Origin of the sequence: uncultured Citricoccus sp. (genome assembly GCF_937871995.1) — a bacterium.
In the GTDB taxonomy this organism is placed as follows: domain Bacteria; phylum Actinomycetota; class Actinomycetes; order Actinomycetales; family Micrococcaceae; genus Citricoccus.
The window spans coordinates 1-15,103 of record NZ_CALMQR010000054.1 but is presented as its reverse complement, the minus strand read 5'-3'; the positions used below and the strand labels follow the sequence as shown (position 1 = coordinate 15,103).

The window sequence follows — 15,103 nt, the reverse complement described above, 5'->3', positions numbered from 1 at the left end:
CGCTTCACATTCCCTCGGCGGCGCCGGGCTGGAAGGATGGCCGGATGACGTCCCACGAGAACTCGACGATGCCCGCCGGCGTCCCGGTGGAGGAGCCCGCTCCCCACGCTCACCATTCCGTCCACAGGGCCGACGCCGCGGCCCTGGACCGGGAGGTCCGCCATGGCGAATGAGCACTTCGACACCGCGGCGGCCACCTGGGACCTCGAACCGGGCAAGGCGGACGAGGCACGCAGGCTGGCGGATGCCGTCGCCACCCGGTTGGCCCTCACCGGCCGGGAACGTCTCCTGGAGTACGGGGCGGGAACCGGACTGGTCTCCCAGGCGCTCGTGCCCCACATCGGCTCCGTGACCCTCGCGGACAGCTCCGAGGGCATGCGCCGGGTGGCCGCGGACAAGGTCGCCCAGGGCCTGCTTCCGGCCGGCACCCGGGTCTGGGACCTGGACCTGGAGTCAGGCGGCACCCCGGACGAACGGTTCGACCTGATCGTGGCCAGCCTGGTGCTCCATCACGTGCACGACATCCCCCGCGTGCTGTCCGGGTTCCGCAGCCTGCTGGAACCGGGCGGGCACGTGGCGATCGCCGACCTGGACACGGAGGACGGGTCCTTCCACGCCCACCTGCACGACTTCGACGGCCACCCGGGCTTCGACCGTCACCAGCTGGCCCAGTGGCTCGTGCGGGACGGATTCGAGGACGTCTCGGTCGAGGACTTCACCACGATCGACAAGGACGGCACGTCCTTCCCCGTCTTCCTGGCCACCGCCCGGCGGTGAACGGTCGGAGGCGAACGATCTGCGGTGGACGCGCAGAGGCCGGCCGGCTCCCCGAGGGGAACCGGCCGGCCTCTGCGGATGCAGAAGGTGACTAGGAGGTCACTTCTTCTTGGTCTTGGCGGCGACGACGTCCAGGTCGATCACGGCCAGGACGTCCTCGTGCAGGCGGACATGCGCCTGGTACCGGCCGAGCGCCTTGATGGCGGTCGGCAGGGTCACGGTGCGACGGTCGATGCTGCCCAGGCCGGAGGCCTCGACAGCCTCGGCCACGTCCGCGGCCTTGACGGCGCCGAACAGGCGGCCACCCTCACCGGCGGTCACCTCGAGCTTGACCGGCGTGCCCTGCAGCTTCGCGGCGAGGGCCTGTGCCTCCTCGAGGGACTTCACGGCGCGGGTCTGGCGAGCCGTCTTGATGGACTCGACCTGCTTCTCCCCGCCCTTGGTCCACAGGGTCGCGAAACCGCGCGGCAGCAGGTAGTTGCGGGCGTAGCCGTTCTTGACGTCGACGACGTCACCGGCGGAGCCCAGGCCAGTCACTTCCTGGGTCAGAATGAGCTTTGCCATCTGTATCTGTTCCTTCCTCGACTCGCGCGATCAGCCGCGGCCAGCGCCGGAGTAAGGAAGCAGGGCAACCTCACGGGCGTTCTTGATGGCCTGGGCGATCTTGCGCTGCTCCTGCACGGTCACGCCGGTCACGCGACGGGCACGGATCTTGCCGCGGTCGGAGATGAACTTGCGCAGCAGGGCGACGTCCTTGTAGTCGATGACGGTGATGTCAGCGGCCTTCAGCGGGTTGGACTTTGGTTTGGGCTTACGGATCTCAGCCTTCGCCATCGTGGTGCTCCTTCAATCGTCGGGAGCCCGCAGAACGGTTCTGCGGGATGGGATCGCAGGCGGCGGGTGGCCGCCTGCTGCCGCCGTACGGGAAACGGTTCCCGACGGCGTCCGGCGGGGTCCGCGCCCCTCAGGGCACCTCCCCGCCGGGGGGATCGGTGATCGGCTCAGGTCCGCTCACCGGAGGTGATTCAGTACTGCTCGGATCAGAACGGGGGCTCGTCGTTGCCCGGGGTGTCCCAGGAACCCGCGGAGGTGGAGGACCCACCCCACGGATCGTTGGAACCGCCACCGGAACCCCAGCCGGCGTTGCCGCCGCCCTGGCCCCCGGCGTTCCCGCCCTGGTTGAACCCGCCGCCCTGGCCGCCGCCGAAGCCGCAACCCTGGCCGCCGCCGCCGAAGCCCCCGCCGCCCCCGCGGCCGGACTTGGTGACCTTGGCCGTGGCGTACCGCAGCGAGGGACCGATCTCGTCCACGTCCAGCTCGTAGGAGGTGCGCTTCTCACCCTCGCGGGTCTCGTAGCTGCGGGCCTTCAGCCGGCCCTGGGCCACCACGCGGGTGCCCTTGGTCAGGGACTCGGCCACGTTCTCGGCCGCCTCCCGCCAGATCGAGGCGCGGAGGAACAGGGTCTCCCCGTCCTTCCACTCGTTCGACTGGCGGTCGAAGGTCCGGGGGGTGGAGGCGATGGTGAAGTTCGCCACCGCGGAACCGGACGGCGTGAACCGCAGTTCCGGGTCTGCCGTCAGGTTCCCGACGACGGTGATGATGGTCTCTCCGGCCATGGTGCCTCCTGTGGACTCTTCGGACGTTCTGGTCGCTGGACTCAGCGGGTGGGTGCGGCACCGTCACCGGCGCCGCGCGGGATCACTCCGCCTCTGCGGTGATCTTCTGCTCTTCCGGGCGGATGATCTTGGTGCGCAGGACGATCTCGTTCAGGCCCAGCAGGCGATCGAGCTCCTTGGAGGTGTCCGGGGTGGACGTGAAGTTGACGACGGCGTAGATGGCCTCGGTCTTCTTCTGGATCTCGTAGGCCAGGCGGCGCCGGCCCCAGAGATCGAACTTGTCCACGGTGCCGCCGTCCTTGGTGACGACCTCGAGGTACTTCTGCAGGGTCGGTTCAACGGTGCGCTCGTCCACTTCGGGATCAATCAGCACCATCAGTTCATATGCACGCATGCGAACCCACCTCCTTCGGGCTAGTGGTCACGGTCTTTCCGTAACAGGAGGTTCTGTGCGGTGGTTCCGCGCGGGATCCGTCATGGGACGGCACGCAGAAAACCTCGACCATCATACCCGCTGGTGGCAATGGTCCCGAACCAGGCCCCACTCTGCCGGGGGGCATCACCCGGCCGCCACGGCCCGGACCGTGACTGTGGACACTGGCACCGTGCCGGTCCGCTGTGCAGGATGGGACCATGGCCTCCGCCCCGCGTTCCGACCACACCCACGTCCTGTTGTTGCGGGGCATCAACGTCGGCGGACACGCGAGGGTGCCCATGGACCACCTGCGCCAGATCGCCACCGCGGCGGGCGCCCTCGAGGTCACCACCCACCTGAACTCGGGCAACGTCCTGTTCCACGTGGACCGGCGGCCGGGGCACGAGGCCGATGCGGACGCGTGGGACATCGCGTACGGGGTGGAGTCCGCCCTGGAGGCAGAACTCGGACTGGCCGTCGCGGTGATCCCCGCGAGCCGGGCCGACCTGGACACCGCCCTGGCCCTGCACGCGCAGCTGGCCTTCGCCGGCGGGGAGGGCAAGCTGACCCACCTGGTCCTGCTGGCCGAGCCCGCCGATCCCGAGCAGGCCGACGCGCTCGAGGCGTTCGACGCCGGTGACGACCGGTGCGCGGTCACCGGCAGGTTCGTGTGGGTCCGGTACGCGAACTCGTCCCGGACCTCCGCGCTCACCCTCGACCGCATCGAGCGGACCCTGGACACCCGGGCCACCGCCCGGAACCTGCTGACCGTCCGCAGCCTGGCCGCCGTCGGCTGACCCCGCAGGCGGCCACGCCCGCCCCGGCGGGACGGGCCGCCTCAGGCCCCGGTGAAGAACGAGCCCACGGCCGCGGCCAGGTACCCGGGGTCCTGGGCCCCGCACATCTCCCGGGCGGAGTGCATGGACAGCAGCCCGATGCCCACGTCCACGGTGCGGATGCCGAGCCGGGTGGCCGAGATGGGACCGATCGTGGACCCGCACGGCACCGCGTTGTTGGACACGAACTCCTGGAACGGCACTCCCGCGTGGGCGCACCAGCCGGCGAAGGCGGCGGCACCGGCCGCATCGGTGGAGTACCGCTGGTTGGCGTTGATCTTCAGCAGGGGACCGGCGTTGGGCCGCGGATGGTTCACCGGGTCGTGCCGCTCGGCGTAGTTCGGGTGGACCAGGTGACCGGCGTCGGCGGACAACAGCCAGGATCCCGCGAATGACCGCGCCGGGCCCTGTCCCGCGACGTCCAGCGCATCCAGCACACGGCGCAGCACGTCCTCCAGCACGGGGCCGGCCGCTCCCGAGCGCGATGCCGAGCCCAGCTCCTCGTGGTCGAACGCCGCGAGCACGGGGATCACCGGCGCATCGGCCGCCGGCGCCGGGGAGGGATGTGCCTCCAGCGCCACCAGTCCGGCGTGCACGGAGGACAGGTTGTCCAGCCGCCCGGAGGCGAAGAACTCCTCGGACGCCCCGAACAGTCCCGGTGCCTGGGTGTCCGCCATGACCACGTCGAAACCCCGGACCGCCCCCGGCTCCACCCCGGCGGTGCGTGCGAGCACGGCCAGGATGTCGGCCGGGGCGGTCCTGCCGCCGGCAGCGCCCCAGATCGGGTTCATGTGCTGCTGGCGATCCAGCGTGAGCCCGTTGTTCACGTCCCGGTCCAGGTGGATGGCCAGTTGCGGGAAGCGCGCCACGGGCCCGGTGGCCGCGAGGTGCTCGGTGCCGTCCTCGGTCACCAGCCGGCCCGCGAGGCACAGCTCCCGGTCCAGCCAGGAGTTCAGCAGCGGCCCGCCGTAGACCTCCACGCCGGCCTGCAGCCAGCCCTCCCGGCCGGTCGTCGGGCGGGGCTTGAGCTTGAACGTCGGGGAGTCCGTGTGGGCACCCAGGATGCGGAACACCGGCACGGCACCGGCCGAGCCGGCCCCGGACACCCGGGCCCCCGGGAGCCCGGCGCCCTCGGGAATCCGCCAGGCGATGACGGCCCCGTCCCGGACCAGGACATACCCACCGAGCTGCGCGGGGAAGTCCGCGCGTTCATCCACGCGGGTGTAGCCGACCGCCTGGAGGCGGCGTGCCACCTCGGCGGCGGCGTGGTAGCTCGAGGGGCTGGCCTGCACGAAACCGGCGAGGTCCTGCAGGTGGGGGTGGCCGGCCAGGGAGCCGGCGGGGGTCACGGAGTCCGGTGCGGTCATGGTCCTACCGTACGGTGCGGCCCTCCCCGCCGCGGCGGTCCCCGCACCTCACCGCCCTGCACGCCTCCCCGGTCGGCACGCCGCGCCGGCTCCCGCAGGTCACCAGGTCGTCCGGGCCGCCTCCCGGTGCCGCCTCACCAGCCACGGGGCACGGTCCGGGGCGTCGTCGTAGTGACCGCCGAGGGGGTCGTCCACGGGCAGCCGCTCCGCCTCGGTGGCGTCGAAGCCCAGGTGGTCCATGCGGGCCGCGGCCGCCTCCAGGCCCCGTCCTGAACCGGCGCCCGCGGCGGGCCGGGTCCAGATCCGCCCGCCGGGCAGCGAGGCCCGCACCGGGTCGTCCCAGGGCGCGAGCATCTGCTCGACCACGCGGCCCATGAGGTACAGGGTGGCAGCCATGTGCCCGAGGATCGCCAGGACGTAGAACGTGTCGTCCATGGAGTGCTGCACCTCGGAACCGGAGGCCCCCTTGGCCAGGTACATCCAGATCGCCCAGAAGTGCAGCACCTCGACGAATTGCCAGATCAGGAAGTCGCGCCAGCGCGGGACCGCGAGCGCCGCCAACGGGACCAGCCACACCACGAACTGCGGGGAATACACCTTGTTGCACAGCACGAATGCGGCAACGATCAGGAAGGTCAGCTGGGCCAGCCGCGGCCGGTAGCGGCAGCTGACACCGAGCGCGAAGATGGCCGCGCAGGCCAGGAAGAAGGCCCCGTAGGCCAGCAGGGACAGGTCCTCGGCACGGATCTCCGGTCCGCCGATCCGGCCCATCGTCACGTTCCAGGCGTGCCAGACCGAGGACAGGCCCGGGCCGCGTTCCCCGGAGAAGGTGAAGAACACGCTCCAGGCGGCGAGGTTGCCGATCATCATCGGCAGGTTGACGGCCAGCCAGGCGATCACCGTTCCCAGCGTCGCCCACAGGAACGGGGCCCAGCGCCGGGAGCGGACGGCCAGGATCAGCAGCGCCCCCAGGATGAGCAGGGGATAGAGCTTCATCGCCGCCCCCAGCCCGAAGAAGAGACCGGCCAGCAGGGGCCTGCGTCCGCCGAACAGCCACATGCCCACGGCCAGCAGCGCCACCGCCCACAGGTCCCAATTCACGGACCCGGCCAGGACGATGCCCGGCGCGACGGCCACCATGACCGCGTCCCAGGGCCGGCGGCCGGCGGACCTGGCCGTGACCACCACGGTCACGATCCACAGCACGGCCGTGAGGAGGAAGTTCACGTCCCAGTAGGCCAGCGTGGGGTTCAGGTCGCTGAACGGCAGCATCCTCGAGACCACTGCGGCGATCGAGGCCACCACGGACATCAGCACCGGGTACTCGAAGCCGGCCCCGGCCGCGAAGGGGGCGAAGGGGTCCTCGGCGAACCCGCGCCCGCCGTAGAGCGCGGCCCAGTCCGAGTAACAGCCGGCGTAGTAGACCTCCGGCTGTCCCCAGCCGCCCAGCCGGCACGGGGTCTTCAGCAGCACCGCGACGACGGCCGAGAGCGTGGTGAGCAGGATCATCACCCGCAGGGGCGTGAAGAAGGAGCCGCCGGTGCGTCCGGGGACGGTGTGCCGGCCCACCGGGCCGCCGAGCCCCTCCCGCAACCGGCGCACCAGCCCGTCCGTGCGCGAGGGCACGGAGGCGGGGACCGGAGCACCGCCGTCGGGACCTCCGGCACCGGTCCGGGACGGGGCCCCGGGGGTCCGCGGGCCGGGGGCCGGGGTGCGCAGGCTCATGGTGCCCATCCTAGGAGGGACCCGGCACCGGCCCTCCCCTGGAGAGGGCCGGGAATGCGGCGGCACGGACGGCGGTTGGACACCGATGCGGATGAACGTCGTCATCCGGCGTAAAGTGGATGGGGTCGTGCCCGCCCGTCACGGGCCGGAAGCACCCTCACTGCATCGACGTCCCGGACCGCCGGGGCTCGGTCCGCCGCGCCCGTGCGGCCGCAGGACCATCAGGACAACAAGGAGTACCGGTGTCGAAGAAGCCGATTCGTGTGGCCATTGCGGGCGTGGGCAACTGCGCCACCTCCCTGATCCAGGGGGTCGAGTACTACCGCAACGCCTCCGCCGACGAGCAGGTCCCGGGCCTCATGCACGTCCAGTTCGGTGACTATCACGTCTCCGACCTGGAGTTCGTCGCCGCCTTCGACGTCGACGCCAAGAAGGTCGGCGTGGAGCTCTCTGCCGCGCTGGTCGCCTCCGAGAACAACACCATCAAGATCGCCGACGTCCCGGCCACCGACGTGACCGTCCAGCGCGGACCGACCCTCGACGGCCTGGGCAAGTACTACCGGGAGACCATCGAGGAGTCCGGTGCGGAGCCGGTCGACGTGGTGCAGGTGCTCAAGGACACCGACGTGGACGTCCTGGTCTGCTACCTGCCCGTGGGTTCCGAGGAGGCCGCGAAGTTCTACGCCCAGGCCTGCATCGACGCCCGGGTCGCGTTCGTCAACGCCCTGCCCGTCTTCATCGCCGGCACCCCCGAGTGGGCGGACCGGTTCACCGCGGCCGGCGTGCCGATCGTCGGTGATGACATCAAGTCCCAGATCGGCGCGACCATCACCCACCGCGTCATGGCCAAGCTGTTCGAGGACCGCGGCGTCACCCTGGACCGCACCTACCAGCTGAACGTGGGCGGCAACATGGACTTCAAGAACATGCTCGAGCGCGAGCGCCTGGAGTCCAAGAAGATCTCCAAGACCCAGGCCGTCACCTCCAACACCTCCGCGCAGCTCAGCGCGGACGACGTCCACATCGGCCCGTCCGACTACGTGTCCTGGCTGGACGACCGCAAGTGGGCGTTCGTGCGCCTGGAGGGCCGCAACTTCGGCGATGCCCCGGTGTCCCTGGAGTACAAGCTGGAGGTCTGGGACTCCCCGAACTCCGCGGGCGTGATCATCGACGCCGTGCGTGCCGCCAAGATCGCCCTGGACCGCGGCATCGGCGGCCCCATCCTCTCCGCCTCGTCCTACTTCATGAAGTCCCCGCCCGTGCAGCACCATGACGAGGAGGCGCACGAGCTGGTCGAGGCGTTCATCCGCGGGGACATCGAGCGCTGACCCGGTCCGGGCGCCGAGCGCCCCACCGGTGCTCCGGAGGTCGATAGGACACGTCAGGCCCGGGTCTCCCGGGGGCTGACGCGTCCTATCGACCTCCCGTCGCGTTGTGGCAGGATCTGCCGCATGAACGACGCCGAGTTCGCCGCCGCCGCCACGTTCCTGCCGGTCTCCGAGCTCGCCCGGCGGTCGGCGATCCCCGAGGATGCCCTGATCCCCTACGGGCATCACATGGCCAAGATCGACCCGGCGCGGCTGCCGCGGTCCCAGCGGACCCCGGGCCGGGTCGTGCTGGTCACCGGCATCAGCCCGACGCCGGCCGGCGAGGGGAAGTCCACCGTCACCGTGGGCCTGGTGGACGGGCTGAACGAGCTGGCCGCCCAGGCGGACGCCCCTGCGTGGTGGCGCGGCAGGACGGCGATGGCCGCCCTGCGCGAACCGTCCCTGGGCCCGGTGTTCGGGATGAAGGGCGGCGCCACCGGTGGCGGCCACGCCCAGGTGGTGCCCATGGAGGAGATCAACCTCCACTTCACCGGTGACTTCCACGCCATCACCGCGGCCCACAACCTGCTCTGCGCGCTCATCGACAACCACCTGCACCAGGGCAACGCGCTGGGCATCGACCCGCGGACCGTCGCCCTCAAGCGCTGCCTCGACACCAATGACCGCGCCCTGCGGCAGACCGTCATCGGCCTCGGCGGCCGCAGCCAGGGCGTGCCGCGGGAGAACGGCTTCGAGATCACCGTCGCCACGGAGACCATGGCCGTGTTCTGCCTGTCGCGGGACCTGGAGGACCTCAAGTCCAGGCTCTCCCGGATGATCATCGGGCGGACGCATGACCAGCAGCCGGTGACCGTCGGCCAGCTGGGCCCGAACGGCGCCCAGGGTGCCATGGCCGTGCTGCTCAAGGACGCGTTGAAGCCGAACCTGGTCCAGACCCTGGGCGGCTCCGCGGTGCTCATCCACGGCGGGCCGTTCGCCAACATCGCCCACGGGGCGAACTCGATCATCGCCACCAACACGGCCCGGTCCCTGTCCGACCTGGTGGTCACGGAGGCCGGGTTCGGCGCAGACCTGGGCGGGCAGAAGTTCATGGACATCACGGCCGTGGCCGGTGGCTTCCCCCCGGCGGCCTCCGTGGTGGTGGCCACCGTCCGGGCGCTGAAGATGAACGGCGGACTGTCCCTGGGCGAGGTGAACGCCGGCGCCACCGCCGGGGTGGCCGCCGGCACGGCGGAGACCGCGGAGCGGCGTCACCTGGCCGCCCTCGAGGCGGGGGTGGCCAACCTCGAGCGCCACGTGCAGAACCTGTCCGTCTACGGGGTGCCGGTCATCGTCGCCGTCAACCGCTTCCCGCAGGACACGGACGCCGAACTGTCCTGGCTCACCGACTGGTGCGGCCGGGCCGGCGTCCGGGTCGCCGTCGCCGAGGTGTGGGCCCGGGGCGGGGCCGGTGCCGTGGAACTCGCCCGCCAGGTCACCGAGGCCATCGCCGAGGGGACCGGCTCGTACCGGTCCCTGTGGACGGAGACCATGGATGTCGAGGAGCGCATCGACGCCGTGGTGCAGCGGATCTACCGCGGCTCCCACGTGGAGTACTCCGCCGAGGCCAAGCGCCAGCTGGCCCAGCTCACCGAGGAGGGGTGGGGCCACCTGCCGGTGTGCATGGCCAAGACCCAGTACTCGTTCACGGACGATCCGAAGGTCCTGGGTGCCCCCACCGGCTTCGGCATCACGGTCCGCGAGCTCGTGGTCCGGCCCGGCGCCGGGTTCATCGTGGCCCTCACCGGGGCCATGATGACCATGCCGGGACTGCCCAAGGCGCCCGCCGCGGACGTCATGGACGTGGACGCGGACGGCCGGATCAGCGGCTTATTCTGACGCCTCCGATGCCTCCGCCGCCTCGGGCTGCTCCGCCCACCAGCGCAGCAGCTCCGCGCGGGCCACGTCCTCTCCGTGCGGCCCCTCGTCCAGCCGCCACTCCAGCAGGTGCTTGTAGGCCCGGCCCACCACGGGCCCGGGACGGATCCCCAGGATCTCCATGACCTGCGTGCCGTCCAGGTCCGGCCGCACCGCGTCCAGCTGCTCCTGTTCGGTGATCTCCTCGATCCGACGCTCCAGGTCGTCGTAGGAGTGGGCCAGGCGCTCGGCCTTGCGTCGGTTGCGCGTGGTCACGTCCGAGCGCGTCAGGGCGTGCAGCCGGGGCAGCAGCGGGCCCGCGTCGGTGATGTACCGGCGCACCGCCGAGTCCGTCCAGCCGGCGTCGCCGTAGCCGTAGAACCGCATGTGCAGCTCCACCAGCCGTGCCACCGCCTTGATGGTGTCGTTGTCGAACTTCAGGGCCCGCATCCGCTGCTTGACCAGCTTGGCCCCCACCACGTCGTGGTGGCGGAAGGAGACCGCCCCGTTCGGTTCGAACCGCCGGGTCCCCGGCTTGCCGACGTCGTGCATCAGTGCCGCGAAGCGCAGGACGAAGTCCGGCGCGGGAACGTAGGTCCCCGACGGCGGCTCGAACTCCCGGTCCTCGGCCTCGCCGTCCGCTGCAGCCGGTTCCCGCCCCGCCCGTTCGGCGTCCCACTGCTCCCGGAGCCGCGCAGGGTACTCGTGGTCGATGGCCTGCTCCAGGACCGTCAGCGAGTGGTCGTAGACGTCCTTGTGGCGGTGGTGCTCGTCCGTCTCCAGCCGCAGGGCCGGCAGTTCCGGCAGCACGTGGTCGGCCAGGCCGGTGTCCACGAGCAGGTCGAGGCCGGCCCGGGGATGGGCGCCGTTGACGAGCTTGACCAGTTCCTCGCGCACGCGCTCGGCCGAGATGATGGAGATCCGCTCGGACATCGCGGTCATCGCCGCGACCACGGAGTCGTCCACGCCGATGCCCAGCTGGGAGGCGAACCGGGCCGCCCGCATCATGCGCAGCGGGTCGTCCGAGAAGGAGTCCTCGGGGGTCCCGGGGGTCCGCAGCCGGCCCGCCGCCAGGTCCCGCACCCCGCCGAAGGGGTCCACCAGCTCCAGGGCCGGCAACCGGATGGCCATCGCGTTGACCGTGAAGTCGCGGCGCAGCAGGTCGTCCTCGAGCGAGTCGCCGAAGGCCACCTGCGGCTTGCGGGAGTCCGGGTCGTACTGTTCGGCGCGGTAGGTGGTGACCTCCAGCTGCCAGCCGTCCTTCGCGAAGCCGATGGTGCCGAAGCGCCGGCCGATGTCCCAGTGCGCGTCCGCCCAGCGCCGGCCGATCCGCAGGGTGGTGTCCGGGTCGGCGTCCGTGGTGAAGTCCAGGTCCGGGGACACCCTGCCCAGGAACAGGTCGCGCACCGGTCCACCGACCAGGGACAGCTCGTGGCCGGCCTCCGCGAACAGCCGGCCGAGTCCGAGCACCACGCCCGGCAGCCTCGCACCGGTGGGGAAGCCGGCGGGCAGGTCGACGTCGGCCGTGGAGACCGCCGGGCCCGGTCCGGTGGCGCGGCCGGTGCCGGCGGTCGTGGCGGACGGGGTCACGGGTGGCGTCGCGGGCGCGCCGGACAGGGGCTGGGATGCTGCAGAGGGATTCATCGTGTGGTTAAGGGTGCCAGATCCCACGCCCGGATCCGACACTCCGGAACGCGCCCGCGCGGGGCCGCTACAGTGGAACGCATGGCTCATCCCGTCCCGAGCGCGCCGAAGCGCACGCCGCTCACCGCATCGGTGGGCCGTCGCGTGCCTCGACGCCCCGGACAGCCCGGCGCCGGCGGGGAGACCGCCCCCGGTGTCCTGCCCACCGTGGAGGAGGTCTCCGCCGGCGGCGTGGTGGTCCGCAGGATCGGCGGTCGGCTCGAGGTGGCGATCATCGCCCGCTACAACCGGGGTGGACGCCTGGAGTGGTGCCTGCCCAAGGGTCACCCGGAGGGGTCCGAGACCCACGAGGAGGCCGCCATCCGTGAGGTGGAGGAGGAGACCGGCATCGCCGGGGAGGTCCTCGCCTCGCTGGGTTCCATCGACTACTGGTTCACCGTGTCCAGCCACCGCGTGCACAAGACGGTGCACCATTACCTGCTCAGGGCCACGGGCGGGGAGCTGACGACCGAGAACGACCCGGACCACGAGGCCGTGGACGTGGCCTGGGTGGAGCTGGACGTGCTCAACGCGAAGCTCTCCTTCCCGAACGAGCGCCGCATCGTGGACCTCGCCCGGGACGTGCTGCCCGACCATGAGGACCGTCTCCCGGACCTGCCGGACCGGGCACGGTGAGCCGGAACGCCACCACGGCGGTGACGGGCGCGGGCACCACCGAGAAGCTCGACGCCGGCAGCACCGCCCGCTCCAGCGCCATCATGGCCGCGGGGACCATGGCCTCCCGCGTCCTCGGCTTCGTCCGCACGGCCCTGCTGGCCGTGGCGATCGGCTCGACGGCCGTGGTGGCGGACATCTTCGAGACCGCCAACACCATCCCGAACATCATCTACATGCTGCTCGCCGGCGGCGTGTTCAACGTGGTTCTGGTCCCGCAGCTGATCAAGGCCGCGAAGAGACCCGACCAGGGCGCGGACTACACCTCCCGGCTGATCACGCTGGCGGTGATCGTCATGGCCGCCGCCACCCTGGTGATCACCGTCGCGGCGGCCCCGATCATCCAGTCGCTGACCAGCGGCTGGTCCGAGCCCAAGCTGGTCCTGGGCACGGCGTTCGCGCTGTGGACGCTGCCGCAGATCTTCTTCTACGGGCTGTACGCGGTCATCGGGCAGGTGCTCAACGCCAACGGCCGCTTCGGCGCGTACATGTGGGCCCCCGTGGCGAACAACGTGGTGGCGATCCTGGTGATCAGCCTCTACATCGTCCTGTTCGGCTCCTTCACCGCCGGAGAGGACCAGCTGGCCCAGTGGTCCACCGCGCAGACCGTCCTGCTCGCCGGGGGGCACACCCTCGGGATCGTGATCCAGGCGCTCGTGCTGTTCATCCCGCTGAGCCGGCTGGGCCTGGGCCTGCGGCCGAAGTTCGGCTGGAAGGGAATGGGCCTGCGCTCGACCGGCCGGCTCGCCGCCTACACGCTGGTGACGATGATGGCCGGCAATATGGTCAACCTCCTGGTCGCCCGCCTGGTCTCCGGGGCCACCGAGGCGCGTTCGGACATCGACGTCACGGCCGGCGCCGACGCCGCCGTCCAGGCCGCCTCGATCCCGGGCCTGTACGCCCTGAACACGGCGCAGCTCATCACGGTCCTGCCCCACTCCGTGTTCGTGCTCTCCCTGGCCACCGTGCTGTTCAACCAGCTCGCCCGCTCGCTGCACAACCGGGACCTGCCCGAGGCCCTGCACACCGTCAGCCTGGGGTTGCGGAACTTCGCGGTGCCGATGATGTTCGCCATGGTCGCGGTGCTGGTGCTGGCCGGTCCCCTGGGCCGGATCTTCGCCGGTTCCTCCGCCACCGCGGCCGCCTCGGGCGTGGCGATCGGCCAGTTGCTGGTGCTGCTGGCCCTGGGCATGCCGTTCCGCTCCGCGCACATCTACCTGATGCGGGTGTTCTATGCCGACGAGAACGCCCGGATCCCGATGATCGTGCAGGTGGGCACCGCGGCCTGCACCCTGGTGATCGCCTACATCGGCGGGCTGTTCATCCCGACCTGGACCATGGCGTACCTCATCGTCGCGGTGTTCACCGTCCTGCACGTGGCCCAGTTCATCGCCGCGCACCTGCTGGTCCGCCGTCGCTACGGGGACTACGGCTCCGGTCAGGTACTGGACACCTACCTGCGGACCGGAGTGGCCGCGGTCGTCTCCGGACTGGCCGGCGGGCTGGTCCTGTGGCTGATGGGCGGGTATTCCGGTGGCTTCCCGTGGTCCTCGATCGTCAACGCACTGGTGTCCTGCGCCGTGGTGGGTACCGTGATGGCGGTGGTCTACCTCCTCGTGCTGCGGGCCATGCGCCTGCCGGAACTGGCGGCGTTCCTGGGTCCCCTGGCCCGCCGGATCCCGGGGCTGGGACGGTGACTTTCCGCGTCTCATCCCGGCGGTTCACCCCCGCAGAGCCCGCGGGGGGTCGTAGCATGGTCCCGACCACACCCGGGCCGGCCGGTGTCCAGTCATGACTGACATGACCGAACAGCACGCCAGGACGCGCTGCACCACCGTCGCCGCCCGGGCCACCGACCTGGAGGAGCACCGTGCCGCAGCCCATTGAAGAGGGAATGGTCCTGGGAGGCCGATACCTCATCACCGGACACGTGCTGACCTCGGCGGACCAGGACATGGTCCTGGACGGTCGCGACCAGGTCCTCAACCGGGACGTCTCCATCCTGGTCGCCTCCTCCGACAACGCCTCGCAGGTGGCCGCCTCCGCCCGGGAGCTGGCCACCGGTGAGCGGCAGGGCGCCATCCAGGTCCTCGACCTCGGCCTGAGCGAGGGCCGCACCTACCTCATCGCCGGCGGCAGTCCCGAACCGGACGAGCTGCTCGACATGACCCGCGAGCAGCAGGTCTACGTGGAGCCGTTCCAGACCGACACCCTCGGCTCCGAGATCTTCGGCGAGGCCCGCACCTATGAGCCGCACGTGTACGAGGACGACGAGGACTACTACGAGGACCTTGACGACAGCTTCGCCGTGGAGGGCCCCGAGCGGCGCCGCCCCCGCTTCCTGAAGGGCATCTCGGAGCGGCTGAGCGAGCGCCTGGGATCCCACGATGCCGCGAAGGACGCCGTCTCCGGTGGAGGCGCCACCGCGGTCGCCTCGGGCGCCGCTGCCGACGGCCGGGACCGGGACGACGACCGCCCGGTGCACGACGGTGACGCCGCCGGTCCGGACCCGTATGGTTCCGCGGTCCGCCGCACGAACGAGAAGCCGCTCCCGGACTCCGTGAGCGACGACGACTGGACCGGTACCCACGAGGTGGCCGTCGATCCCGGTCCCGCCCCGGACACCGCGCCGCACACCGCAGCGGACCGTGCGGCCGACACCGGAAAGGTGCGCCGGACCGACGTCACCAGCGGTGCGGCGACGGGGGCGGCCACTGCGGCCGCGAACGCGGGAACCGGTCCGGGGACGACCGGTTCCGCAGCCGCGGCCGGAACTGACGCGGCC

General features: G+C 71.3%; 14 protein-coding genes and 1 pseudogene. 8 read left to right on the top strand and 7 right to left on the bottom strand.

The genetic code is table 11. The annotated features are described in order from the left end of the window. The first annotated feature begins 44 nt into the window (after positions 1–44). Both Q0283_RS04810 and Q0283_RS04805 read left to right on the top strand, forming a co-directional pair. Positions 45–173, top strand: a complete 129-nt coding sequence (locus Q0283_RS04810; RefSeq protein ID WP_255459801.1) for a hypothetical protein — start codon at positions 45–47, stop codon at positions 171–173. Continuing rightward, entirely contained in the window at positions 163–777 is a 615-nt protein-coding gene (locus tag Q0283_RS04805) for a class I SAM-dependent methyltransferase (protein WP_183530291.1), read from the top strand. Before Q0283_RS04810 ends, Q0283_RS04805 begins: the two co-directional genes overlap by 11 nt. A gap of 99 nt (positions 778–876) precedes the next feature. Here Q0283_RS04805 and rplI read toward each other — a convergent pair whose 3' ends face one another. From rplI to rpsF, 4 genes are all read right to left on the bottom strand, one after another. Then, on the bottom strand, positions 877–1,341 hold the full coding sequence (rplI, locus tag Q0283_RS04800; protein WP_183530293.1) for a 50S ribosomal protein L9: 465 nt from the start codon (positions 1,339–1,341) through the stop codon (positions 877–879). 30 nt (positions 1,342–1,371) lie between these two features. Beyond that, on the bottom strand, positions 1,372–1,611 hold the full coding sequence (gene rpsR / locus Q0283_RS04795) for a 30S ribosomal protein S18 (RefSeq protein WP_010144869.1): 240 nt from the start codon (positions 1,609–1,611) through the stop codon (positions 1,372–1,374). 206 nt (positions 1,612–1,817) lie between these two features. Beyond that, positions 1,818–2,393 (bottom strand): single-stranded DNA-binding protein, encoded by a 576-nt coding sequence (locus tag Q0283_RS04790; RefSeq protein ID WP_298043394.1) that lies wholly within the window; start codon positions 2,391–2,393, stop codon positions 1,818–1,820. 82 nt (positions 2,394–2,475) lie between these two features. Continuing rightward, positions 2,476–2,787, bottom strand: coding sequence for a 30S ribosomal protein S6 (gene rpsF, locus Q0283_RS04785; RefSeq protein ID WP_010144871.1), 312 nt, complete (start codon positions 2,785–2,787; stop codon positions 2,476–2,478). A gap of 239 nt (positions 2,788–3,026) precedes the next feature. Here rpsF and Q0283_RS04780 point away from each other — a divergent pair, with 239 nt between their 5' ends. Beyond that, entirely contained in the window at positions 3,027–3,605 is a 579-nt protein-coding gene (locus tag Q0283_RS04780; RefSeq protein WP_183530297.1) for a DUF1697 domain-containing protein, read from the top strand. Positions 3,606–3,646: 41 nt separating this feature from the next. Here Q0283_RS04780 and Q0283_RS04775 read toward each other — a convergent pair whose 3' ends face one another. Then, positions 3,647–5,011: a M18 family aminopeptidase gene (locus Q0283_RS04775; protein ID WP_298043392.1), complete on the bottom strand. Its 1,365-nt coding sequence runs from the start codon at positions 5,009–5,011 to the stop codon at positions 3,647–3,649. Between the two features lie 99 nt (positions 5,012–5,110). After that, positions 5,111–6,736, bottom strand: coding sequence for a glycosyltransferase family 87 protein (locus Q0283_RS04770; protein WP_298043390.1), 1,626 nt, complete (start codon positions 6,734–6,736; stop codon positions 5,111–5,113). 242 nt (positions 6,737–6,978) lie between these two features. On the opposite strand from Q0283_RS04770, the gene Q0283_RS04765 reads away from it, so the two are divergent. Together Q0283_RS04765 and Q0283_RS04760 are read left to right on the top strand one after the other, a co-directional pair. Continuing rightward, entirely contained in the window at positions 6,979–8,064 is a 1,086-nt protein-coding gene (locus tag Q0283_RS04765; protein WP_010144875.1) for an inositol-3-phosphate synthase, read from the top strand. 123 nt (positions 8,065–8,187) lie between these two features. Further along, positions 8,188–9,942, top strand: coding sequence for a formate--tetrahydrofolate ligase (locus tag Q0283_RS04760; protein ID WP_298043387.1), 1,755 nt, complete (start codon positions 8,188–8,190; stop codon positions 9,940–9,942). Here the strand turns inward: Q0283_RS04760 and Q0283_RS04755 are convergent. Next, entirely contained in the window at positions 9,934–11,604 is a 1,671-nt protein-coding gene (locus tag Q0283_RS04755) for an HD domain-containing protein (protein ID WP_298043385.1), read from the bottom strand. The two genes, Q0283_RS04760 and Q0283_RS04755, sit on opposite strands and share 9 nt — an antisense overlap. An 81-nt stretch (positions 11,605–11,685) precedes the next feature. On the opposite strand from Q0283_RS04755, the gene Q0283_RS04750 reads away from it, so the two are divergent. From Q0283_RS04750 to Q0283_RS04740, 3 genes and pseudogenes are all read left to right on the top strand, one after another. Further along, the gene (locus Q0283_RS04750; RefSeq protein WP_298043384.1) at positions 11,686–12,279 is read left to right on the top strand and encodes an NUDIX hydrolase; all 594 of its coding nucleotides are present in this window, start codon (positions 11,686–11,688) and stop codon (positions 12,277–12,279) included. Beyond that, the gene (gene murJ, locus Q0283_RS04745; RefSeq protein ID WP_298043382.1) at positions 12,276–14,015 is read left to right on the top strand and encodes a murein biosynthesis integral membrane protein MurJ; all 1,740 of its coding nucleotides are present in this window, start codon (positions 12,276–12,278) and stop codon (positions 14,013–14,015) included. Before Q0283_RS04750 ends, murJ begins: the two co-directional genes overlap by 4 nt. A gap of 173 nt (positions 14,016–14,188) precedes the next feature. Beyond that, positions 14,189–15,103, top strand: a pseudogene (locus Q0283_RS04740) (ABC transporter substrate-binding protein); the annotation flags it as partial.